The organism is Streptomyces nigrescens (assembly GCF_027626975.1).
Taxonomy (GTDB): Bacteria; Actinomycetota; Actinomycetes; order Streptomycetales; family Streptomycetaceae; genus Streptomyces; species Streptomyces nigrescens.
This window is the reverse complement of the sequence record NZ_CP114203.1, coordinates 403,291-424,724: the sequence shown is the minus strand read 5'-3', so window position 1 is coordinate 424,724 and position 21,434 is coordinate 403,291. Positions and strand designations below refer to the sequence as shown.

Annotated in this window: 20 protein-coding genes and 1 pseudogene; 10 read left to right on the top strand and 11 right to left on the bottom strand. The window is 69.0% G+C overall.

Features of this window, described 5'->3' with window-relative positions:
* Positions 1 to 208: 208 nt before the first annotated feature.
* Together STRNI_RS01990 and STRNI_RS01985 are read left to right on the top strand one after the other, a co-directional pair.
* On the top strand, positions 209 to 2,212 hold the full coding sequence (locus STRNI_RS01990; protein WP_277410381.1) for a PE-PGRS family protein: 2,004 nt from the start codon (positions 209 to 211) through the stop codon (positions 2,210 to 2,212).
* A 300-nt stretch (positions 2,213 to 2,512) separates the two neighbouring features.
* Positions 2,513 to 4,933: a penicillin acylase family protein gene (locus STRNI_RS01985; RefSeq protein WP_277410380.1), complete on the top strand. Its 2,421-nt coding sequence runs from the start codon at positions 2,513 to 2,515 to the stop codon at positions 4,931 to 4,933.
* Between the two features lie 226 nt (positions 4,934 to 5,159).
* Here the strand turns inward: STRNI_RS01985 and STRNI_RS01980 are convergent, their stop codons facing one another.
* Positions 5,160 to 5,792 carry a CGNR zinc finger domain-containing protein gene (locus tag STRNI_RS01980; RefSeq protein WP_274740206.1) on the bottom strand — a complete coding sequence of 211 codons (633 nt, stop codon included), beginning with the start codon at positions 5,790 to 5,792 and terminating at the stop codon, positions 5,160 to 5,162.
* A gap of 216 nt (positions 5,793 to 6,008) precedes the next feature.
* Here STRNI_RS01980 and STRNI_RS01975 point away from each other — a divergent pair, with 216 nt between their 5' ends.
* Together STRNI_RS01975 and STRNI_RS01970 are read left to right on the top strand one after the other, a co-directional pair.
* A complete protein-coding gene (locus STRNI_RS01975) occupies positions 6,009 to 6,932 on the top strand; it encodes an alpha/beta fold hydrolase (protein WP_277410379.1) in 924 nt (307 codons plus the stop codon).
* Positions 6,933 to 7,178: 246 nt separating this feature from the next.
* On the top strand, positions 7,179 to 8,537 hold the full coding sequence (locus tag STRNI_RS01970; protein WP_018091419.1) for a flavin monoamine oxidase family protein: 1,359 nt from the start codon (positions 7,179 to 7,181) through the stop codon (positions 8,535 to 8,537).
* 185 nt (positions 8,538 to 8,722) lie between these two features.
* On the opposite strand, the gene cpt is transcribed toward STRNI_RS01970, so the two are convergent.
* The 5 genes from cpt to STRNI_RS01950 form a co-directional block, all read right to left on the bottom strand.
* The gene (gene cpt / locus STRNI_RS01965) at positions 8,723 to 9,256 is read right to left on the bottom strand and encodes a chloramphenicol phosphotransferase CPT (RefSeq protein WP_277410378.1); all 534 of its coding nucleotides are present in this window, start codon (positions 9,254 to 9,256) and stop codon (positions 8,723 to 8,725) included.
* Between the two features lie 108 nt (positions 9,257 to 9,364).
* Positions 9,365 to 9,904, bottom strand: a complete 540-nt coding sequence (locus tag STRNI_RS01960) for an SRPBCC family protein (RefSeq protein ID WP_274740209.1) — start codon at positions 9,902 to 9,904, stop codon at positions 9,365 to 9,367.
* 99 nt (positions 9,905 to 10,003) lie between these two features.
* Positions 10,004 to 10,111: an alpha/beta fold hydrolase gene (locus STRNI_RS41505; protein ID WP_371874770.1), complete on the bottom strand. Its 108-nt coding sequence runs from the start codon at positions 10,109 to 10,111 to the stop codon at positions 10,004 to 10,006.
* 254 nt (positions 10,112 to 10,365) lie between these two features.
* A complete protein-coding gene (locus STRNI_RS01955; RefSeq protein WP_277410377.1) occupies positions 10,366 to 10,866 on the bottom strand; it encodes a DinB family protein in 501 nt (166 codons plus the stop codon).
* 43 nt (positions 10,867 to 10,909) lie between these two features.
* On the bottom strand, positions 10,910 to 11,536 hold the full coding sequence (locus tag STRNI_RS01950) for a class I SAM-dependent methyltransferase (RefSeq protein WP_277410376.1): 627 nt from the start codon (positions 11,534 to 11,536) through the stop codon (positions 10,910 to 10,912).
* Positions 11,537 to 11,623: 87 nt separating this feature from the next.
* Here STRNI_RS01950 and STRNI_RS01945 point away from each other — a divergent pair.
* Positions 11,624 to 12,233, top strand: a pseudogene (locus STRNI_RS01945) (helix-turn-helix domain-containing protein).
* Between the two features lie 484 nt (positions 12,234 to 12,717).
* Here the strand turns inward: STRNI_RS01945 and katG are convergent.
* Both katG and STRNI_RS01935 read right to left on the bottom strand, forming a co-directional pair.
* Positions 12,718 to 14,949 (bottom strand): catalase/peroxidase HPI, encoded by a 2,232-nt coding sequence (gene katG / locus STRNI_RS01940; RefSeq protein ID WP_277410374.1) that lies wholly within the window; start codon positions 14,947 to 14,949, stop codon positions 12,718 to 12,720.
* A 120-nt stretch (positions 14,950 to 15,069) separates the two neighbouring features.
* Positions 15,070 to 15,297: a hypothetical protein gene (locus STRNI_RS01935; RefSeq protein WP_093635827.1), complete on the bottom strand. Its 228-nt coding sequence runs from the start codon at positions 15,295 to 15,297 to the stop codon at positions 15,070 to 15,072.
* A gap of 135 nt (positions 15,298 to 15,432) precedes the next feature.
* On the opposite strand from STRNI_RS01935, the gene STRNI_RS01930 reads away from it, so the two are divergent.
* A complete protein-coding gene (locus STRNI_RS01930; protein WP_026169938.1) occupies positions 15,433 to 15,849 on the top strand; it encodes a Fur family transcriptional regulator in 417 nt (138 codons plus the stop codon).
* Between the two features lie 345 nt (positions 15,850 to 16,194).
* On the opposite strand, the gene STRNI_RS01925 is transcribed toward STRNI_RS01930, so the two are convergent.
* Positions 16,195 to 17,364: an FAD-dependent oxidoreductase gene (locus STRNI_RS01925; protein WP_277410373.1), complete on the bottom strand. Its 1,170-nt coding sequence runs from the start codon at positions 17,362 to 17,364 to the stop codon at positions 16,195 to 16,197.
* 5 nt (positions 17,365 to 17,369) lie between these two features.
* Positions 17,370 to 17,558: a hypothetical protein gene (locus STRNI_RS01920; protein ID WP_277410372.1), complete on the bottom strand. Its 189-nt coding sequence runs from the start codon at positions 17,556 to 17,558 to the stop codon at positions 17,370 to 17,372.
* Positions 17,559 to 17,630: 72 nt separating this feature from the next.
* Between STRNI_RS01920 and STRNI_RS01915 the strand changes: the two genes are divergently transcribed.
* The 3 genes from STRNI_RS01915 (at position 17,631) to STRNI_RS01905 (ending at position 19,989) form a co-directional block, all read left to right on the top strand.
* Positions 17,631 to 18,236, top strand: a complete 606-nt coding sequence (locus tag STRNI_RS01915; protein WP_277410371.1) for a TetR/AcrR family transcriptional regulator — start codon at positions 17,631 to 17,633, stop codon at positions 18,234 to 18,236.
* A gap of 320 nt (positions 18,237 to 18,556) precedes the next feature.
* Positions 18,557 to 19,015: a PaaI family thioesterase gene (locus STRNI_RS01910; RefSeq protein ID WP_093635829.1), complete on the top strand. Its 459-nt coding sequence runs from the start codon at positions 18,557 to 18,559 to the stop codon at positions 19,013 to 19,015.
* Positions 19,012 to 19,989 (top strand): MBL fold metallo-hydrolase, encoded by a 978-nt coding sequence (locus STRNI_RS01905; RefSeq protein ID WP_277410370.1) that lies wholly within the window; start codon positions 19,012 to 19,014, stop codon positions 19,987 to 19,989. The genes STRNI_RS01910 and STRNI_RS01905 overlap by 4 nt, the downstream gene beginning before the upstream one ends.
* 126 nt (positions 19,990 to 20,115) lie before the next feature.
* Here the strand turns inward: STRNI_RS01905 and STRNI_RS01900 are convergent, their stop codons facing one another.
* Entirely contained in the window at positions 20,116 to 20,496 is a 381-nt protein-coding gene (locus tag STRNI_RS01900; protein WP_018091403.1) for a winged helix-turn-helix transcriptional regulator, read from the bottom strand.
* Positions 20,497 to 20,644: 148 nt separating this feature from the next.
* Here STRNI_RS01900 and STRNI_RS01895 point away from each other — a divergent pair, with 148 nt between their 5' ends.
* Positions 20,645 to 21,052, top strand: a complete 408-nt coding sequence (locus tag STRNI_RS01895; RefSeq protein ID WP_018091402.1) for a RidA family protein — start codon at positions 20,645 to 20,647, stop codon at positions 21,050 to 21,052.
* Positions 21,053 to 21,434: the final 382 nt, after the last annotated feature.

Genomic DNA, 21,434 nt, shown 5'->3' with positions numbered 1-21,434 from the left:
GAGATGGTTCCCCGGGTCGGCCGAGGCAGCGCCGTTCCTGCCTGCGACGGGGCGCCCGCGCGGTCTTCGGCCGAAGCACCGGACGTGTCCTCGTACTCGCCGCGGCCGATGCTGACGGCCGGGACGGCCTCAGCGCCAACAGACCCGCACTGCCTGCGACATGAGCCGCTGAGCGATCAGGAACCGCATCAAGGCAGGATGGGTTTCCATGACGGGTGGGAGTGACAAGTTCGTGGAACTGCTGCGGCGCGCCGGGCTGGACATCGTGGGGGACCGGCGCACCGAAGAGGTACTGCCGCCCCGGGCCGCATGGCGTCCAGTGATTGCCTTCGAAGCCGAGCCGGCCGTGGCTGTGCAGATCGACCGGCCGGACCTGGTCGCCGAGCTCAACACTCAGTGGCACCGGCTCGCGGTCAAGGAAGGGATCATCGGTGAGGACGGTGTGTTCCTCATCGATGTCGCCGGCAACGGGACCGGATGCGTGCCCAGGGGCTGGACGCGCGTCCGGCTCACCGCCCGATGGAACCTTGCCGGTGTGCTGGGGGAGCGGCCGGGCCAACCGGAATTCCTCACGCTCTCGACGGACGGCAACACCCTGCTGGGGGCGACCACCGAGGAAGACGAGGTCTGGCTCGTCACCGTGGACCGGATCAAGGAGCGGCAGGAGGCTGCCGCGCGGACCAAGGCTCAGGAGACCCCGGAGGAGCGGGCCGCCGCCTGGGCATCGCTGCTTCAGGGGCCGTGTCCTCCGGGCAGGCTGCGCGAGTTGTGGGCGCATGGACTGGCACTCAACCCGTCCACGCCCGAGGACGTACGCGCGAGGCTGCTGGGTCTGTCGCACTTCCTTCTGTGGCGCCGCTTGCCCACCGCCGTAGTGGAGGCGGCGATGGTCCACCCGGAGTGGAAGGTGCGGGAGCTGCTGGCCGAGGCCCAGCCGAACATCACTGCTGAGCAGTGGGCCCGTCTGATCCTCGGCGAGGAGCACCCCCGGCGCCGATGGGTCCTCACGTTGCTCGCGGCGGACCGGCGCGCAGAGCTCACCGAGGCCGTCCATGAACAGCTGTCCGCAGACTCTTACGCACCGGTCCGCGAAGAGACCGTCCGTCTGCCCGGACTTCCTCCGCGCACCGTGACCGCGCTGGCTGCCGACCCCGACCCGGCCGTGCGCGCCATGGTCTGCGCGAGGGCCTGGGCTCGCCTGGAGATCCCGGTCAGGCGCAATCTCCTGGGTGACCTCCACGGCACGGTCCGCGCAGAGGCAATCCTCCAGCACCACAAGGACCATCCGCTGCCCCCATCGGTCTTCGACTCCGAGGACCTCAAGGACCGTGCCGTGGAGACCTGTCGCCTGGAGCGCGAACTCGCCGAAAACCTCGCACACCACGGCACTCCGGCCCAGCGCTGCGCCCTCGCCGGCAACCCGCACCTGGAGCGGGACCTCGTCGCGCTCCTCGCCCGGGACCCCGACGAGAACGTCCGCTCCGTGGTGGCCACCCGCCCCGATCTCACCGAGGAGCAGCGGTCCGGCATCCAGATCGACTTCGACCCGCGCGGACACCACTCCGCACTCCGCTGGGTCACCGCGCTGCACGACGACACCGACGCCATGCGCCGCCTGGCCGCCTCGTCCCACCCCCTCGTGCGCAGAAGCGTCGCCCGTGCCAAGCACCTCCCACCGGACGTCATCGAACGTCTCGCCCAGGACGAGGACCGTGTCGTCCAGCTCTTTCTCGCGGAGTCCTGCGACGACGCACCCGCCGAGATGCTGCTCAGGGTGTGGCAATGGTGGACCGGCAGCCTCAGCACCCCGGACCGCCCCCGCGGTCATCCGAACTTCCCCCGCCACGGCCTCCTGCGCTACGCCGGGGACCCGAACCCGCGTATGCGTCAACTGGCCCTCGATGACCCGGAATCGACGCCCGAACTGGTGGAGCGATTCAGCCGCGACACCGAGGCGGAGGTACGGCTGCGGGCAGCGAACGACCCCCGGCTGACGCCCGCATCGGCCGTGCGGATGCTCGACGACCCGCACGAGCACATACGCCACGCGGCGGCCCGGCACCCACGATTGCCCGCCCGAGTGCTGGTCCAACTGCTGCGTGACACCGACACCGCACAGACTGCAGCGCGGCACCCGTCGCTACCCGTCGCCGTCATGGAGCAGATGATCCAGCGGCTCCAGCCCCCGACCAGCGGCATTCCGAGCCCTTGAGCCGGTCAACCGGGTCAACCGGGGCAACCGGGACCTGTTCCTGACCCGTCCCTGTGTGTGAGTGCCTGGGCGACGGCGGGGGCGGCGAGTGCGGAGTCTCGTGTGGTCCCTCTCCTAGGGGTAGCGGAAAAGCCCCCGGAGATTAGGGGGAGGTTACGGGTGTGGTGGCGCTCGTGGGCCGGATAGCTTTCCGGTGCGAGGGGATCGACCTCAACTCCCCGGGGAAATAGTCGTGACGCCCCTCTGCGTGATGCCTCCGCGGGCACTGACCGTTTGCCGAACTCGTTTGTGAGGAATGCCATGTCACCTCCTCCTTCCCGTCGGGCTCTGCTGGGTACCGGTCTTGCCGGCGCTGCCGTCGCGCTGACCGGAACCCTGCCGGCCGGTACGGCATCTGCCCAGCCGTTGCGTACGCAGTGGAAGGAGGACGAGGGGCAAAGGTATTCCGTGCCCGGGCTGAAGAAGCCGGTCCGTGTGACGGTCGATGTGTGGGGCGTGCCGCACATTTTCGCCGACAATGTCGGTGACCTTTTCCAGGCGCAGGGATTCAACGCTGCCCGGGAGCGGCTTTTCCAGATCGACACCTGGCGGCGGCGGGGTCTGGGCCGTTTCAGCGAGGTGCTGGGCGCGTCATACGTCGAACAGGACCGGGCCGCGCGGTTGTTCCTCTACCGCGGTGACATGGCGGCCGAGTGGGCGAGTTACGGTCCCGAGGCCCGCGAGGCGGCGACCCGTTTCGTCGCCGGGATCAACGGTTACATCGACTGGCTCGGTGACCATCCCGACGCTCTGCCGGCCGAATTCCAGAAGCTGGGTTACCGGCCCGCGCGCTGGAGTCCGGAGGACGTGGTGCGGATCCGCACCCACGGAATCGGGGGCAACCTCAGTTCGCAGGTCGCCCGTGCCCGGCTCATGAGCGTCGGAGGGAACAAGGCGAGTACGTACTTCCACAAGCTGGAACCCGACCACACGGTTCAGGTGCCGGAGGGGCTCGATCTGAGCCTCATACCCGCCGATGTCCTGGGGGTCTACAGCCTTGCTACCTCTCCCATGGTGTTTGCGGACGGCAAGCTGCGCAGAATGCCGGACGGGCGGAATGTGCTGCGGGAGAGCGCGACCGGAAGCAATGCGTGGGCGGTCGCGGCGACGCGTACGGCGACCGGTCGGCCGATCCTCGCGGGTGACCCGCACCGGGAGGATTACACGCTCCCCGCCAACCGCTACATCGCCCATCTCAGCGCTCCGGGACTGAATATCATCGGAGCCGGTGAGCCGTGGAATCCCGGCATCAGCATGGGGCACAACGGCATGGTCGCGTTCGGCCTGACCAATCTCCCCGCGGGCCAGGCGGATCTCTATGTCTACGAGCTCGATCCGGACGACCACAGCAGATACCGCTACCGCGATCGCTGGGAAAAGCTGACCACCGTCACGGAAAAGATCGCGGTGGCCGGCGGTGAACCCCGCCAGGCTCAGCTGTCGTTCACCCGACACGGACCCGTCGTCAAGATCGACGAAAAGAACCACAAGGCGTATGCGGTGCGCACCGTCTGGACGGAACCGGGCACGTCGCCGTATCTCGGCAGCCTCAACTTCCAGCGTGTCAAGGACTCGCGTGAATTTGTCGAGGCGATCAGCAGGTGGAAGACCCCCGGGTCGAATCTGGTCTACGCCGACACCAAGGGCGACATCGGCTGGGCCCCCGGAGCGTTGATCCCGAAGCGCAGCGGCAGAGGGTATGACGGTCTGCTTCCGGTGCCCGGTGACGGGCGTTTCGAATGGGACGGGTTCTACGACAACGCGCAGCTGCCCACCTCGCGTAATCCCCGGTCGGGATTCTTTGTGTCGGCCAACGAATTCAACTTCCCTCCCGGCTACCCGATACCCACCTATGACTGGCAGCCGGCCTATCGGAAGGACCGTATTCACGAGGTCCTTTCCCAGCAGCGAGGTACATCCATCGCAGACACCCTGGCGCTGCAGAACGACGTGAAGTCAGGAGTCGCCGGCCAGTTCCTGCCGTATGTGAAGAAGTTGCGTTCGACCGACCCGACGACCGTCAAGGCACTGCGATTGCTGTCCAGTTATGACGGCGTCGCCAGTAAGGACTCGGCGGCAGCGGCGCTGTTCGAAACGTGGATGATGCGGTTCCTGTACCCCGCCTGGGCACAGCTCCTGCTGCCGAAGCCGGCGGCGGATTACCTGGTGGGCATCAGTATCGAATTCGACCTGCGCGTCATGAACGACTCATTCGTCCGCCCCGACGACTGGTTCGGCGCCGACGGCGCGCGGAAGCGGGACGAACTGCTGCTCAGCACCCTCCCGAAGGCCTACACCGAGGTCGCGTCGAAACTCGGCACCGACGAGCGCGCGTGGCGGTGGGGAGCCATGCACATCCACGTGTTCATGCACCCGCTCGGCGGCCCGAACGTGGGGCCCACAGAGAGAGGCGGCAGCTTCGACACCGTCTCCGTCTCGTACTTCCACCACCTCGACCATCCGTATGCGGAAGTGGTCGGCGCGACGTTCAAGATGGCACTCGACGTCGGCGCGTGGGACAACTCGCGCGTCATCAACGCCCCTGGTCAGTCGGGCGATCAGCGCAGCAAGCACTACAAGGACCTCCAGGACAAGTGGAGCGCGGGGGAGTACTTCCCGCTGCTGTACAGCGAGCAGGCGATCGAGCGCAACGGCGGGATGAGGATTCTTCTTGAGCCGTAGCCGTAGCCGTAGCCGTAGCCGTGCTGTGGCTGTAGTCGTAGGCCGGTGTCGTGGCTGTAGCCGGTGTCGGTGTTGTTGCCGTAGTCAGTGAGCAGGTGAAGGTGCCCGGACCCGGGGCGAAGTCGGGTTCGGGCACCTTTCGTGGGACTGCGCCGCCGGCGAGGACCGAGCCACCGGCCGCACCCCGGAGGGCCTCCCCGGAGGCGACGGAGTGGCCGGTGCCAGCTCACCCGTCCGTGAGGCCCGGCTCGGTCCCGTCCCGTGCTGCCTTGAGATTGGCCTTCTTCACCTTGTTCCCGCAGGTGGCCATGGAGCACCACCGCCGCCGTCGGCCGCGGCTGGTGTCCACGAAGAGTCCCCCGCAGGTGTGCTGTTCGCAGCGCTTGATCACACCGTCACCGTGGCCGCCGAGAGTCGCGACGGCGTCCAGGGCGACGACGGCGAGTGCGGCGCGCGCGGAGTCGGTCTCCGGGAGATGCCACCTGGCCCGCCCACCGGTGAGGACGAGCCGCGCCCGGTGCCGTGCGGTCCAGCGGTTGAGCAGCTCCTCGTCAGCCGGATCCGGAACACCGCCCGAGGCGATGGCGGTGCCGGCCCGGTGAATGGCCTCGCGCAGTGCGCGCGCGTCCCGCAAGAGGGACTCGGAGGCAGGCATGTCCGCACTGCCCAGTTCGTTGGCAATGAGCCAGGCTCGCAGCTGCTCGGGGGTGCCGATCCGTTCCACGGGATCGGCGCGCCGTTCCCCGAGCGTGGCGACGAAGCGGAACGCGAGGATCTCGTTTCCGAGCCGGAAACCCTCCGAGCTGCGCCGCCCGGAGGCCGGGGTGGGAGCGCTTCCAACAGCGGATGAACCGGTCATGGTGGTTCAGCGTAGTCGCTCCCCCTCCGGACGCCAACACTTGACGTCTATGGAGCGAACCGTCTTAATAGGTTCAGGTGAACCAGTTGAAGCGGTTCCAATGGCAACTGGCCAGGACCTCAGACCCACCGACGTCACCGTGCCAACGCCTTCGACGCACACCCCCCCACCCCACCCCATCTCACTCCACCCCACCTCCACGCAAGGAGAACGCGGATGACCGCGACGACCCTCCGGCCGCTCACCGGCTTCGGCACCGTGAGCGGCGTCCCCTGGCTCCCGGACGGCTTCACGGAGGTCTTCGACAGCGCCCTCGTCCGTGTCGGCGAGGTGGAGCTGCACACCGTGCAGGGCGGCGCCGGGCAGCCCGTCCTCCTCGTCGGCGGCTGGCCGCAGAACTGGTACGTGTGGCGCCTGGTCATGCCACGTCTGGCGGAGCACTTCCGCGTCATCGCGGTCGACCCCCGCGGAGTCGGACCGTCCGACAAGCCCCACGGGGGATACGACACCGGGACCGTGGCGGCGGAACTCGTCGCCCTCATGCGGGCGCTCGGCCACGAACGCTTCGCCATGGCCGGGCACGACGTCGGCATGTGGATCGGCTACGCCCTCGCCGCCGATCATCGCGATGTGCTCGAACGCCTCGCCCTGCTCGACGCCACCATCCCCGGACTCGCGCCCGACGTCCCCCTCTTCGGCTCCGAGGCACACAACGACCTGCTGTGGCACTTCGCCTTCAACCGCAAGCGGTCCGTCAATGAGCAGCTCGTCCGCGGCCGCGAGCACATCTACTACGGCGACCAGTTCCGCCAGAAAGCCGCCCGCCCGCTGCCGAACTCAGCGGTCGCCTTCTACGTCGAAAGCCTCGCCCGCGACCCCGAAGCGCTGCGAGCCAGCTTCGACTACTACCGGGCCACCGACGACAACATCGCCCAGAACCACCGGCGCAAGCGCCATCCGCTCACCCTGCCCGTCCTCAGCGTCGCCGGAGCCCACGGACAAGGCCAACGCCTCGCTGACCTCCTCGGCCCCGTGACCGAGCAGCTCGACAGCGCAGTCCTGCCCGACTGCGGCCACTACGTTCCCGAAGAGCACCCCGACGCCCTCCTCGAGCACCTCCTCCCGTTCCTCCACCACTGACGGCGCCCCAGCCGGCCCACACACAACAGCGCCTCACTCCGGTCACAGGCCCTCACCCACCTGGCGACTCGGGGCACCCCTGCGCGCCCCGGATCGCCAGGCGCCGCGCCCGACCGACCGCACCGAACACCGAGGCCGGATCCCGATCAGGCACGTCACCCGACTGGACGCCCGCGCCCGCCCGGCCGACTCACCCACCGGGCGCCGCGGGCCCCGGCGCGCGAGGCTGCACTGTGGAGGTGGGTCATGGAACAGGTGACGGCGGACGTATGCGTCGTGGGCGCCGGATTCGCGGGACTGGCGGCCGCGCGGCAGCTGGCTGCGGCCGGGCGTGAGGTCGTGGTACTCGAGGCCAGGGACCGGGTGGGCGGGCGTGTCTGGAACCGGGAGCTGCCCGACGGCACCGTGGTCTCCGCGGGCGGCACCTGGCTGGGAAAGGGCCAGGACCGGATGTTCCAGCTCTGCCGCGAGCTGGGGCTCGAGGTCTACCCGCAGTACGACAAGGGCGATCACCTCGTACGCCTCGACGGCCGCAACCACCGCTACCGCGGCATCCCCAAGACCGGCCCGGCGGCACTCGCCACGCTCGGGCTGGCCTTCCTGCGCCTGAACCTGATGGCACGGCGGCTGCCGGCGGATGCCCCGTGGGAGGCACGGCGCGCACGGACCTGGGATGCCCGCACGCTCGGCCAGTGGCTCTCCCATCCGCTCAACGTGCCCTCGGCCGCCGCCCACACCCTCCTCAGGTCGACGATGAATCTGCTGTTCTGTGCCGACCCGGCGGAGGTTTCCCTGCTGGGCGCGCTCGTTCTGGCACGCGGTGGCGGGGGCGCCGGCTTCGGCTACTACACCGACAACCGGAAGACGGAATCCCACCTCGTGGACGGTGGAGCCCCCGAACTGGCCCGGCGGATGGCCGCGCGCCTGGGCACGGCGGTGCACCTGTCCAGCCCGGTCCGGCGGATCGTCCAGAACACGACCGACGTCGAGGTCATCACCGACGCGCTCACCGTACGGGCCCGCCGGGTCATCGTGGCCACTCCGCCGGTCCTAGCCGGCCGGATCTCCTTCGACCCGCCGCTGCCCGCTGCCCATAGCCACCTGCGACAACGCGTGGTGCCCGGGGCGATCATCCGGGTGCACACGCAGTACTCCGAGCCGTTCTGGCGGGGCCAGCAGCTGTCCGGCCAGACGCTCTCGCCCCAGTCGCCCGTCCCGATCACCATCGACCAGACGCCGCGTTCGGGAGTGCCGGGCGTGCTGAGCAGCTATGCGTTCGGAGCTGGTGCCGTACGGCTGGGCCGCCTGGAACCCAAGGAGCGAAAGGAGGTCTGGCTGGACGCGCTCGCCGAGCGTTTCGGCCCGGAGGCGCGCCGTCCCACCGCATACCTGGAAACCGACTGGTCCGAGCAACCGTGGTCGCTGGGCGGAATGGTCGCCCATTTCCCGCCGGGCGCGCTGACCAATTACGGCAGCGCGCTGCGCGAGCCCGTGGGCCGGATCCATTGGGCGAGCACGGAGTCGGCGACCCTCATGCACGGACTGATGGAGGGCGCGGTGCGCTCCGGCGAACGAGCCGCCCGCGAAGTCCTGACCGCGAACTGACGCCCCCGACCACCCAAGCCGCCCCTTGCACGCACTGGCCCCACCGGGCCCCCACCGGCAAACTCAACACCCACATCGACAGCTGGCGGGCACCCGTCTCAGCTGCTGGGCGCGTCCCCTGTCCCTGGCCAGCCGCTACCAGCCGTTTGCCGGACCACCGTGGTGTCAGGCGACCGAGGTGACCATCACCGGGTCTGAGCGGCGATGGTCCGCGCACACTCCAGGGCCTCGCTGTGCGTGGTGTCCACCTCCAAGTCATAGAGCACGCCCTGGTGGACCACCTCCGCCTGCGATACGGCCATTCCCTTGACCCGATTCCCGCGGGCGATCTCGCGGCCCGCGGCCACCGTGCTCTCGCATCTGACGCCGACCCACAGCACGTCCAGTCCGCCAAGAGCCTTCTGCCACCGCTGCTGGGACGCCGCTCCACCAAGGAAGACCTCATCGACGATGATCCGGGCGCCTGCATTGGCCATCGCGGTGACCCCCGCCATCCATGCTGCTTCCAGCGTCCGGAACTCCGGCCCGACACTCACCCCGCCATCTGCAGCAATCTCGATCCCCGCATCCGATGTCTGCATGGATACGGGCATTGCCTCGATCAGAGTGTCGACCCCGACGGCAAGCCATGGGTCCGGCAGAACCGCCTGCAGACACCGGGCAATCCCGGACTTGCCCGAGCTGGACCCGCCGTTCAGCACGATCACCTGAGTCGTCATCGGGTCACAGTAGAGGCACTCCCCACGACGCCGTAAACGTATTTCAGCAAGTCCCCATTGGCGGCCATCAGCCGCGGCCCCGGCTGAACGCGCGCTGTGGCGTAGGCATCACTGAGCCGGCTTGTACTCCTCGGCGTAGCGGGCCAGCCCATCCGCCATGCCCTGCATGAACTTCTGGAGGTAGCGCGGCATGACCCAGCCCAACAGCCAGCTCGTCTCGTACTCGCCGTACCAGTGGATGACCGTGCCTGAGCTCGCTGTCGGCTTCAGCTCGATGCGCGCGTGATAGTTGTGCAGCGACGAATTGAACGCGTCTTCATAGGCCAAGAGGCGTCGCTCGACCTTCTCGGTCAGCCGCTCCCCGGTCACGGTGCGTCCCGTTCGGAAAGCCCGGACGGCACCGACGCCGTCGTCGCCGCCGGGGTCGAGGTCGACCGACCGTGTCGTGTCCAGACTGTCCACCTTGGACCACAGCGGCCAGCTCGCGGCGTGGACCAGCAGCTTCCAGACCACTTCCGGCGAGGCGCTGGTGGTCACTGTGACGTCGTATGTGTGCATGGCAGAGGGCTCCTGTGAGTGGATGTTGATGTGGACGGTGTTCCCGGCCAGGAAGACGCGGTCGACGTGGTGGCGGTCGGTCGGCCGCATGTTGATCTGGTGGGGCGAGAGCCAGTCGGCGAACTGGATGGTGACGACCGGAAGTGGCGCCCGTGCCGAGCGGCGTCTCGCGCCGCATCGGTGGCGTGGTCATCCGTCGAGGAAGCGCAATAGCTCGGCGGTGACGAACGGGGGGTTCTCCTCGACGAGCCAGTGCCCGGCTTTCGGCACGTCCACCACTCGCACGATGTTGGTCATGCGCGGGGCCACTGTGCCCCGGATCGCGTTGAGTTGTCCTTGGGCGGTCATGAGCAGGGCCGGGACACGTATCGGCGGTGCTGCCACGGTGTCGCGGACGTCTTTGTCGAGGGCGCGGCAGAGCTCGAAGCCGCCCGACAGGACCTTGGGCCGGCTGTAGGTTCGTGCGTACTCGTCGATCTCGGAGCGGGTGAACGGGGACCGGTCAGAGGTGCCGCCGAACGCCGTGCCACCGAACGAGACCTGAAGGCGGATCAGCGACCGGTCGTGCCGTCGATGAGTTCGCGGAGGATGTCCGCGTGGCCCGCGTGCCGGCCGGTCTCCTCGATCATGTGGGTGAGTGCCCAGCGGATGCTGGGAGCGGGGCGGTCCGGCCGCAGTCGGGGGACCGGTGCGCCGAGATCGGTGCACCCGTCGAGAACGTCGTTCGCGCGCTCGACCGTGTCGCGGTAGCGGGCGACAACATCGGCCACGCTGTCCGACGGTGCGGCTTGGAACGTCGCCTGCCAGTCGGTGACGTCGTCCCCGAGGAAAAGCGAACGCTCAACGAACGTCAGGTGGTTGAGCAGGCCGAGCAGGTTCGTGCCCGACGGCACTGCGGCTGTGCGCACCTGCGGTTCGGGGGCGCCGTCGACCTTCGCGGCGATCGAGGCCCGGAGGTAGTTGAGGAATCCGTGCAGGATCTCGGTCTCGTTGCTTCCGGTACGGGGCGGCGGGGTGTCGCGGCGGCCGTTGCGGCGCGTGGTGCTGGGCATCGTGGTCTCCCTTCCTTATTCGGGGGCGGGGCCGGCCTCCGTGTCAGGCGGTGCGGCGGATGAGGAGGACGTGGTCGGTGACCTCGGCGGTGCGCCCGTCCGGTCCGGTCGCGATCCGGCGGGGTGCGTCGGCCCGCTCGACCGTCCATGTCTGCGGCGCCAGGTCGATACCCGCGGCGACTTCCCGCGGGCTCGGGTAGCGGATGTCGGGCTCCTGGTTCCACGACCACGGCGCGGCCGAGCCGTGGTCGACGACCAGCAGCCGCCCGCCCGGGCGCAGTGCGTGCGCGGCCGAGCGCAGAACGGTTGCCCGGTCCAGGTCGAAGGGGGTGTGGAGGTAGTGGGCGCAGACCAGGTCGAATCCGCCGGGCGGGAAAGACGTGTGCAAGTCGGCCCGCACGGTGGTGACGCGGTCGTCCAGGCCGTGTGAGCGGACGAGGGCGGCGAGCCGCTCGACCGCCACGGCCGAGATGTCGACGGCGGTGACCTGCCACCCCAGGCGGGCGAGCCACAGCGCGTCGCCGCCGTCGCCGCATCCGAGGTCCAACGCGTCACCGGGCGGCAGGCCCATCCCCGTCTCGGTGAGGCGGGCATTCGGCTGCGGGCCGCCGGCTGCCGGTCGGGCCGCGTAGACGCCGTCCCAGAACGCGACCGCATCGGTGGTGTTCATCAAGACTCCTTGTGTCGGGATGCGCTTAGTTTTGCCAGGCATCCCATGACCTGGCACGGAATCTTGCGGTTACGGCAAGATGACCTGATGGATCACAGGACGGACGATGAAGTGCTCGACGCGGTGGGGCCGCGCCTTCGTGCGCTGCGTCGTGCCCGCGGCATCACCCTCGCCGGCCTCGCGGCGACGACCGGCGTATCGGAGAGCACTCTGTCCCGGCTGGAGAGCGGGCAGCGCCGGCCGAGCCTGGAGTTGCTGCTGCCGCTAGCCCGTACCTATGACGTTCCGTTGGACGACCTCGTCGGCGCCCCGCGCACCGGCGACCCCCGGATACACCTCAAGCCGATCAGACGGTTCGGGATGACCTTCGTGCCCCTGTCCCGGCGACCGGGCGGGGTGCACGCGTTCAAGATGATCATCCCCGCCCAGCCGGAACCACTCGAACCGGCCCCGCAGACTCACGAAGGCTTCGAATGGCTCTACGTGCTCAACGGGCGCCTGCGGCTCGTGACCGGCGAGCGCGACCTGACGCTGCCGCCCGGTGAGGCAGCCGAGTTCGACACGTCCTTGCCCCACTGGCTGGGCAGTGCCGACGGCGGCGCGGTTGAGCTTCTCATCCTTTTCGGCCTGCAAGGTGGTGCGTGCGCACGTACGCACCGACCGTCATCGGGCCGACCAGGCCGGGGGACGGCGGTGAACGCAGCGGGTCCCGCTCGCGGCGATTTGGCCAACGCCTGAATTGGCCGGAGCGGACTTCGATCTGGTCCCTAAAGTCGCACCCATGGATGAGGGAAACAGCACAGAGTCCCAAGGCCGTCGTACCGTGCGTGTCGCCACGTCTGTGGGCTGCACAGTGGTGGCTTTAGGGCTGTTATGGGTCCTGGCGTGGAAGGTTGGGTGGTGGACTCCCGGCCTCGGACTCCTGTCGGTGAAGGTGGCCGTCGTGGTGTCAACGGGGATCGTGGCTTCGGTCGCCTGGTTCGCCAGGCGGCGGTGAAGCGCGCCGCAGCACCCGCCGGTTGACGGAGCCGTCCGGGTATCCCTTCTCGCCCGGCCACGGCCACGGCCACGGTCTTTTCGGCGGCGTGCGTGCCGTGCGTGTGGGGCGGATGCTGCCGCGACTTATCGGCAGTGGGCGTCCAGGCCGGCCGACGCGGGGCCGACCGGCCTGGACGTCATGGTCAGCTGAGGTCGAACCGGTCCAGGTTCATCACCTTGTCCCATGCCGCGACGAAGTCGTTGACGAACTTCTCCTTCGCGTCATCGCTTGCGTAGACCTCTGCGAGTGCGCGCAGTTCGGAGTTCGAGCCGAAGACGAGGTCGGCGCGGGAGCCGGTCCACTTGACTGCGCCCGTGGCGGCGTCGCGGCCCTCGAAGGTGCTCTGGTCCTGGGACGTCGCCTTCCATGTGGTGTTCAGGTCGAGGAGGTTGACGAAGAAGTCGTTGGTCAGGGTGCCGGGGGTGGTGGTGAACACGCCGAGCGAGGACTGCTGGTGGTTGGCGCCCAGGGCGCGGAGGCCGCCGAGGAGGACGGTCATCTCGGGGGCGCTGAGGGTGAGCAGATTGGCCTTGTCGAGCAGGAGGTGCTCGGCCGGCAGGCGGTTGCCCTTGCCGTGGTAGTTACGGAACGGGTCGGCGGTCGGTTCGAGGGCGGCGAACGACTCCACGTCGGTCTGTTCCTGGGAGGCGTCGGTGCGGCCGGGGGCGAACGGGACCTGGATGTCGAAGCCGGCGTCCTTGGCGGCCTGCTCGATGGCTGCGCCGCCGGCGAGGACGATCAGGTCGGCGAGTGAGATCTGCTTGCCGCCGGTGTGGGAGCCGTTGAAGGACTGCTGGATCCCTTCGAGGGCGCGCAGGACCGTTGCCAGCTCGTCGGGGTCGTTGGCCTCCCAGCCGTTCTGCGGCTGGAGGCGGATACGTGCGCCGTTGGCGCCGCCGCGCTTGTCGCTGCCGCGGAAGGTCGAGGCCGAGGCCCAGGCGGTGGACACCAGCTGGGAGACCGGCAGGTCCTGGCTGAGGATCTGGCTCTTGAGGGTGGCGATGTCCTGGGCGTCGACGAGTTCGTGCGTCACAGCGGGCAGAGGGTCCTGCCACAGCAGCGTCTGGGCCGGGACCTCCGGCCCCAGGTACAGCGACTTCGGGCCCATGTCGCGGTGGGTCAGCTTGTACCAGGCACGGGCGAAGGCGTCCGCGAGTTCGTCGGGGTTTTCCAGGAAGCGACGCGAGATCTGCTCGTAGGCGGGGTCGAAGCGCAGCGCGAGGTCGGTCGTCAGCATCGTGGGGGCGTGGCTCTTGGACGCGTCGTGGGCGTCGGGGACGGTGCCGGCCCCGGCGCCGCCCTTCGGCCGCCACTGGTGCGCACCGGCAGGGCTCTTGAACAGCTCCCACTCGTAACCGAAGAGGATCTCGAAGAAGCTGTTGTCCCAGGCCGTCGGGGTGTTCGTCCACGTACCCTCGAGACCGCTGGTGATCGTGTCGCCGCCCTTGCCGGTGCCGTAGGTGTTCCTCCAGCCCAGGCCCTGCTCCTCGAACGTGGCCGCCTCGGGGTCGGGGCCGACGTTGTCCGCCGGACCTGCGCCGTGGGTCTTGCCGAAGGTGTGGCCGCCGGCGACCAGGGCGACGGTCTCCTCGTCGTTCATCGCCATCCGGCGGAACGTCTCACGGATGTCGCGGGCCGCGGCGAGCGGGTCCGGGGTGCCGTTCGGGCCCTCCGGGTTGACGTAGATCAGGCCCATCTGGACCGCGCCGAGGGGGTTTTCCAGCTCCCGGTCACCGGTGTAGCGCTCGTCGTCGAGCCAGGTGGTCTCCGGACCCCAGTAGACGTCCTCCTCCGGCTCCCAGACGTCCGCACGGCCGCCGCCGAAACCGAAGGTCGTAAAGCCCATCGTCTCCAGCGCGACATTGCCGGACAGGACCATCAGGTCGGCCCAGGACAGGCTCTGGCCGTACTTCTTCTTGACCGGCCACAGCAGGCGGCGGGCCTTGTCGAGGTTGGCGTTGTCCGGCCAGCTGTTGAGCGGGGCGAAGCGCTGCTGGCCGGCACCGGCGCCGCCGCGGCCGTCGCTGATCCGGTAGGTGCCCGCGCTGTGCCACGCCATCCGGATGATGAACGGGCCGTAGTGCCCGAAGTCGGCCGGCCACCAGTCCTGCGAGGTGGACAGTACCTCCGCGATGTCCCGTTTCACGGCCGGAAGGTCGAGGCTCTTGAACGCCTCGGCGTAGTCGAACTCCTCGCCCAGCGGGTTCGCCACGGCAGGGTTCTTGGCAAGGATCTTGAGGTTGAGCCGCTCCGGCCACCACTGGCGGTTTCCACCACCCTGGGTCGGGTGGAGTGCGCGGCCGTGCGCGACCGGGCAGCCACCTGTCTCCTCGGGCTTCGGGTCCGTGACGATTGCATCGTGGTTCTCAGACATGGAAATCCTTCCGAACGGGGCGGATCACGGGTCTCAGGAACTGGGGATGGTCAACAATCGGGGCACAGGCCCCGCTGGGTGCCAAAGTCTTGTCGAACGGGCCGTGGTGGTCGGACGTGGTCAGGCAGAGCTCCACGCCGGCGGCCGCGCGGCCGACGTCAGCGACGAGACCGCACGAACGGCACACACGCGGTGGGGGCGCTCGCGGCCGGGGCGGGCGGGCGTCTCCAGCGGGACCCGGTCCCGGACCGGTGCCGGGCCGCCGACGCCCGCCTGCTCGCTGCACTGGCTGTCCGCGACCGGAGCACCGGATTCGGTGGTGAGCGGACCCGTCTCCTGAACCGTCACGGGCTTGTCCCTGCTGTTGTCCTGTCTCTTGGCTGTCGCCGGAACTGATCCTACGATCGACTATGTCCAAGTCAATACAACAACCAGGTCCGTACGAATTCATTTGTCAGACCATGCACAGTTAGGCTGGTGGTCATGAGTGACCTGCTGGACCGGCTTCGCGGACGCGGCTGGCGGATGACCGCCCAGCGCCGGGTGGTCGCCGAGGTACTCGACGGCGAGCACATCCACCTCACCGCGGACGAGGTACTCGCACGCGCCACCGCACGGCTGCCGGAGATCTCCCGCGCGACCGTCTACAACACCCTCGGCGAACTGGTCTCGCTCGGCGAGGTCATCGAGGTCGCCACCGACGGCCGCGCCAAACGCTACGACCCCAACGCCCACCGCCCCCACCAGCACCTGGTGTGCTCGGGCTGCGGCGCCATCCGCGACGTCCACCCCGGCGGCGACCCCCTGGCCGACCTGCCCGCCTCCGAACGCTTCGGCTTCACCGTCTCCGGGGCCGAGGTGACCTACCGGGGCCTGTGCCCCGCCTGCGCCCGCGCCTGAACCAGCTCATGGACAACAGCGGTTTGCCGGCCGCGGTAGCCCGGCCGGCGGGCCGGCGCCGACTGCCCTTCCGCGCCTTCTGGGCAAGTCGGTATTCGTCGGCCTGACGGAGGAGTTCCTGATAGCGGAACGGGGGCATCTGAGAGTGCATGCCACGAGGCTGCGACTTTCCCCAAGGTGAAGGTCAATCACCGAAGTTGCTCGCTCCCGCAAGCTCAGACAGCGATGCTTTCCGTCGTTCTGCATGGTCGCCGTGTGAGTCAGAACCGCGTAAGAAGTCCTCCTATCCGAGGCGCTGAAGAAACCGCGCCAGGCCAGAGCTGCGAGTTGACCGGTGGCAGCTGCTCAGCTGGTGTGAGCAGGGCGCGAGTCAGGGAGAGGGGCGGCCGGCCAGAGGCTGTCGGGGAAGGCGGCGTCGTCGGAGTCGGTGTCAGGCATGAGGCCGGCGAGCATCTGCTGGGCGGTCTTCGCGTTCTCGGCGGCGCGGGGCAGCATGACGCTTTCGTAGGCGTCGAGAGCCTCGGCGATGGTGGAGTGGCCAATGACGGACTGGGCGAGTTCGGCGCCGTCGAGCAGGGCGAGGTTGGCGCCGACGCCGGCGGGCGGCATCAGATGGGCGGCGTCGCCGAGGAGGGTGATGCCGGGGACGCGCCGCCACGTATGGGGAACGGGAAGGACGAACATGGGCCGGTTGATGAACCCGCCCTCGTTGTCGCGCAGGATGTCCAGCAGGTTCTCGTTCCAGCCCTGGTACTGGGCGAGGAGGCGGACGCGTACGGCTTCGGTGTCGGCGAGGTCGACGCCGGCGTGCCAGTCCTGGGGGCCGCGGAAGTTGATGTAGGCGCGGACGTGTCCGTTGCTGTTGCGCTGCAGCACCAGGCTGCGGCGGCCCGCCTTGGCCGACATGGTGCCGCGACCTACCAGGCGGGCGATGCCGGGGTGACGGTGGTCGACGTCGTCGAAGTGGGCCTCCACCAACGTGACACCGGCGTAGGAGGGTTGGGCGTCGGAGAGCGCGGGGCGTACCCGGGACCAGGCGCCGTCGGCGCCGATGACCAGGTCGAAGTCCTCGGTGGTGTGGTTGTGGTGGTGCAGGCGGGCGGTGCCATGGGGGAGTGGGGTGACGGCCCTTACGGAGTGGCCCCAGCGGACCGTGCCCGGGGCGAGGGAGTCCAGCAGGAGCGCGCGTAGATGGCCGCGGTCGATCTCGGGCCTGCTCAGATCGTCCTCGCCGGCCTGGTCGTGGCGTATCAGGGTCGCGTGGCGGTCGTACAGGTGCCACTCCTGGCTTTCGGGCCGGGACAGGGCGAGGAACTCGTCGAACAGTCCGGCCGTGCGCAGGGCCGCTTGGCCGGTGTCCTCGTGGATGTCGAGAGTGCCGCCCTGCGAGCGTGCGTCGGGGTCGGTCTCACGCTCGAAGACCGTGGCCGGGACGCCGTGCTGCTGCAGGACGCGCGCGCAGACGAGGCCGCCGAGGCCGGCGCCGGCGATCGCGATGCGAGGGGTGGTGGACATGAGGGTCACGCTCCGTTCGACGGTTGAAGACAGTGCCGGTGACTTGTGGCGAAGCCGAAGCCGAAGCCGAAGCCGAAGCCGACGCCTCGTTTCGGGCAGGGCAGATGCGTCGTTCCGGTGTGGGGATGTACCCCGGGCTCCGGCGGCTGGGTGCCGGTCAGGCGTTCCAGCTCATAGAAGCGCAGCAGCTCCAAAAGTACAACTGCTCTGATTTTTTATCCGATTGCCTTTGCGATCAAATCTCTTCAAGGGGGTAAGGTGGGCGCATGGCCGAGACAACGACCGGACGCCGCGAACGCAAGAAGGCCCAGACGAGGCAGGCCCTGACGGATGCCGCAGTGCGGCTGTTCACCGAGCGCGGCTTCGACGACGTCGGTGTGCGCGAGGTGGCGGAGGCGGCCGACGTCTCGTTGAGTACGCTCTTCAAGCACTTCCCCAGCAAGGAAGCCCTCGTCTTCGACCTGGACGCGGACATCGAGAGCGCCCTGATCGCCGCCATTCGCGACCGAGCCCCCGGTCAGCCCGTGCTGCACGCCCTGCGCGACCACATGGTGCGCACCCGTACCGCCGTGCGGACCGACGACCCCACTTTCCTCCTCGTCGAATCCACCCCCGCGTTGCGGGATTACGCCCGGCGCATGTGGTCACGCCATGAGAAGGCACTGGCCGCCACTCTCGCCGATGCCACTGGGCTGGCCGCGGACGACCTTGCCGTCACCGGCCTGGCACGCTTCGCTCTGGAGGTCCCCAGCCTCGCCCGCACAAGCGACGACCCGGCCCGGGCCGTACGCGACCTGTTCGCCCTGCTGGAAACCGGCTGGGCCACCACGCCCCTGGCGCGCCAGGAAGACGGCCCCGGTCAGGACGGGTAATCGCGAACCGGATGCGGCATCACGGCGCCATCGGCACGGCGTCATCGGCACGGCGCCATCGACGGCCACTTGAAGGCTTGCTCGCTTCGCCCCAGGGCGGGAAGTGCGGTCAGAGGGCGTGTGACGCGAGGCGTGGTGGAAAGTCCCGGTGCGGCTCGATGTCGGTGTAACGACCCGGCCCTCCGCAGCCCGGGCGGCCACGCGTGCCTCAAGTGCCATGATGATCGTCATCGGCGGGCTCCTGCTGGTGGAACGCCAGGCCGGCTGACGAACCCGTCTCACCCCGTTCACAGACCATGATGTCCGTCGAAGGAGCGCACGTGGAAGACCAGTCGCAGCCGGACCAGGCGAGCCCCGAGGTGCAGAAGCGCATCCAGGACAGCTTCGACCGCCAGGGGCTGATGGCTCATCTCGGAGCAACGCTCACCCGCATCGCGCCGGGCCGCGTGCACATCGAGCTCCCCGGCAGGCCCGAAGTCACCCAGCAGCACGGCTACTTCCATGCCGGCGCCACCAGCGCCATCGCGGACAGCGCCGGCGGCTATGCCGCCTACACGCTGTTCCCCGAGGACACCGACGTGCTCACCGTCGAGTACAAGATCAACCTTCTCGCGCCTGCTGCCGGTGACCGCATCGAGGCGGTCGGGACGGTCCTGAAGTCCGGGCGGACGCTGACCGTGTGTCAGCTGGAGGTGTTCGGAGTTCAGGACGACGGCGAGCGGAAGCTCGTCGCCAATGGGCAGCAGACGCTCATTCGCGTGAAACGGCCCGAGCAGTGAGCGGGCAGCCGTCGCTGCCGCCCTGGGTGACGTGGCGGCTGAGGCCGTTCCCCGACGCCAACCTGCTCCTGCTGCACGGGCGGCAACCGGCCCTGGTCGACAGCGGGTTCGTCGGGCATGCGGAGGACACGGCTGCATGGGCCCGTGCGCACGCCGGGGAGATCGGGCTGGTCGTGAACACGCACTGGCACTCCGACCACGTCGGCGGCAACGCCCTCCTCCAGGCGAGGGGCGCTGCCATCGCGGCCGGGGCCCCGGAGGCGGAGGCGATCTCCCGCCGGGACCCGGGCTGTTGTGCAGCGGAGTACCTGGACCAGCCGGTCGCCCCGTACACGGTAGACATGTCGCTCGACGACGGGCAGGTGCTCCGCCTCGGCGACACCGACTGGGAAGTGGTCCGGACCCCCGGGCACACCCCCGGCCACCTGGCGCTGTGGCAACCGGACGAGCGGCTCCTCGTGGCCGGGGACGCGCTGTCGGACTATGACGTCGGGTGGGTCAACCTCGCGCTCGACGGGCTCGACGCGGCCACGACGGCGCTCGCCTCCCTCAAGCGGATGGCCGACCTGGCCCCTCGCGTGATCCTTCCCTCGCACGGCCCGATCCCCGCCGACCCCACGGCCGCCTTCGACACCGCGCTGCGCCGCGCCCAGCGCCTCGTCGACGATCCGGACGGAGCGGTCTGGTACGGCGCCCGGCGCATCTTCGCCTTCGCCCTGATGATCCGCGGAGGCATCGCGTCGGACGAGGTCGAGCCCTACCTTCATGCCCGCGCCTGGCTGACCGACGCGGCACGGCTCCTGGACCTCACGCCCGAGGCGCTCGCCACCGAGCTGGTCGCCGCGATGCTCCGCAACCGTGCCCTCGTCCTGCGCGACGGACGCCTCCACGCCGCCGCCGACCACACCCCGGTGGCGGCCGAGTCACTGCGCGTACCGTACCCGCGCGCCTGGCCGGCAACCGAGCTGCGCTGACACGCGGCGAACGAGCGGGCGAGCGGCCTCAGGGGCGCTCGCCGTCCTCACTGCCGCTCGCCATCCTGGAGTGGCACCGCGTAGGAGTGCTCCAGCGCTCCAGCGCTCTAGCGCCCCATCGGTCCGTCAGGAGTCGAAGTGGTGGCGGGAGGCCTCGATGTGGCCGAGGTACCGGTGGGTCCAGTCGCACATGCCGTCGATGGTCACCCGCAGGGCCTGGCCCGGTTCGGTGAGGGTGTACTCGACCCGTGGCGGCACGGTGGGGTGCACGGTGCGTTGCACCAGGCCGTTGCGCTCCAGCATGCGCAGGTTCTGGGTGAGCATCTTGTGGCTGATGCCCTCGATCTCGTTACGCAACTCGCTGAAGCGCAGGGTGCGTTCACCCAGGGCTTCGATGATCAGGAGCGCCCATTTGTTGGCGATGTCCGAGAAGATCTCCCGTGCCAGAGAGTCCGCGCGTGTCAGGTCCGCCTCGTCGGGCGAGCCGCTGAACTGCTTGGTCACCATGAGGTTCCCCAGTCACTGAAAAGTGCGTTCTTCCATGTCAGCGGCCACTCTCCTACGGTTCCTGAGTAACCACAAGAGACCGGGAAGGTCCTGGTCCCGATTCGGTGGAAGCGAGCCCACGGGCTCTTATGGCAAGGAGGCGGGCAGCATGGCCATCACCCTGGTGAACCCGAGCGGATTGCCGGAGATCGATGCCTACCGGCAGGTGTCGATCGCCTCCGGGACGCGGCTGGTCTTCATCGCCGGGCAGGTCGCCTGGGACGCCGAAGGGGTCACGGTCGGGGGAGACGACCTCGCAGCTCAGGTCGAGCAGTGCTACCTCAACATCGGCACCGCCCTGGCCGAGGTCGGCGGCAGCTTCGACGACGTGGCGAAACTGACCGTCCATGTCGTCGACTGGACCCCCGACAAGATGCCCCTCCTCATGGAGGGGATCACCCGGGCCGCCGCCAAGCTGGGAGTCACCCCCGTACCGCCGGCCACACTGCTGGGCGTTGCGGCCCTGGACGTGCCCGAGCATCTGGTCGAGGTCGAAGCCACCGCCATGCTCGACTGAACAGGTGCTTGTGCCGTGAGCTTGCGCCGTGAGGTTGTGGGGCGCCACGTACGGCAGCAGCCACTCAAGGCGACCGGTACTTGCTGATGTGTTGGTGGAATACCACGACTCGCGAGCCGGGGGCTTCGGTGAAGGGTGCGGTGTATGAGCCGCCCCTTCACGCCCTCTGGAGCCATGCAACGATCGGGGCGTGACTGATTTAGTGACACCACAAGACATCGCCCACCGCACTTCCGCCGCAGTCGACGCGGCTGTCGGAGCCGGGCGTGAACTCGGACTCACCGTGACTGATGCCAGGGTGCTCCATGACCTGTTCTCCGTCGTTGTCCACCTTGCGCCGTCACCGGTCGTGGCCCGGATTCCCACCGTCCTGCCGGGCTAC

What these genes read in the sequence shown, in the direction of transcription:
- STRNI_RS01990 (WP_277410381.1), top strand. Translation starts at nt 209, where the DNA reads ATGACGGGTGGGAGTGACAAGTTCGTGGAACTGCTGCGGCGCGCCGGG.
- STRNI_RS01985 (WP_277410380.1), top strand. Translation starts at nt 2,513, where the DNA reads ATGTCACCTCCTCCTTCCCGTCGGGCTCTGCTGGGTACCGGTCTTGCC.
- STRNI_RS01980 (WP_274740206.1), bottom strand. Translation starts at nt 5,792, where the DNA reads ATGACCGGTTCATCCGCTGTTGGAAGCGCTCCCACCCCGGCCTCCGGG.
- STRNI_RS01975 (WP_277410379.1), top strand. Translation starts at nt 6,009, where the DNA reads ATGACCGCGACGACCCTCCGGCCGCTCACCGGCTTCGGCACCGTGAGC.
- STRNI_RS01970 (WP_018091419.1), top strand. Translation starts at nt 7,179, where the DNA reads ATGGAACAGGTGACGGCGGACGTATGCGTCGTGGGCGCCGGATTCGCG.
- cpt (WP_277410378.1), bottom strand. Translation starts at nt 9,256, where the DNA reads ATGACGACTCAGGTGATCGTGCTGAACGGCGGGTCCAGCTCGGGCAAG.
- STRNI_RS01960 (WP_274740209.1), bottom strand. Translation starts at nt 9,904, where the DNA reads ATGCGGCCGACCGACCGCCACCACGTCGACCGCGTCTTCCTGGCCGGG.
- STRNI_RS41505 (WP_371874770.1), bottom strand. Translation starts at nt 10,111, where the DNA reads ATGACCAACATCGTGCGAGTGGTGGACGTGCCGAAAGCCGGGCACTGG.
- STRNI_RS01955 (WP_277410377.1), bottom strand. Translation starts at nt 10,866, where the DNA reads ATGCCCAGCACCACGCGCCGCAACGGCCGCCGCGACACCCCGCCGCCC.
- STRNI_RS01950 (WP_277410376.1), bottom strand. Translation starts at nt 11,536, where the DNA reads ATGAACACCACCGATGCGGTCGCGTTCTGGGACGGCGTCTACGCGGCC.
- katG (WP_277410374.1), bottom strand. Translation starts at nt 14,949, where the DNA reads ATGTCTGAGAACCACGATGCAATCGTCACGGACCCGAAGCCCGAGGAG.
- STRNI_RS01930 (WP_026169938.1), top strand. Translation starts at nt 15,433, where the DNA reads ATGAGTGACCTGCTGGACCGGCTTCGCGGACGCGGCTGGCGGATGACC.
- STRNI_RS01925 (WP_277410373.1), bottom strand. Translation starts at nt 17,364, where the DNA reads ATGTCCACCACCCCTCGCATCGCGATCGCCGGCGCCGGCCTCGGCGGC.
- STRNI_RS01915 (WP_277410371.1), top strand. Translation starts at nt 17,631, where the DNA reads ATGGCCGAGACAACGACCGGACGCCGCGAACGCAAGAAGGCCCAGACG.
- STRNI_RS01900 (WP_018091403.1), bottom strand. Translation starts at nt 20,496, where the DNA reads ATGGTGACCAAGCAGTTCAGCGGCTCGCCCGACGAGGCGGACCTGACA.
- STRNI_RS01895 (WP_018091402.1), top strand. Translation starts at nt 20,645, where the DNA reads ATGGCCATCACCCTGGTGAACCCGAGCGGATTGCCGGAGATCGATGCC.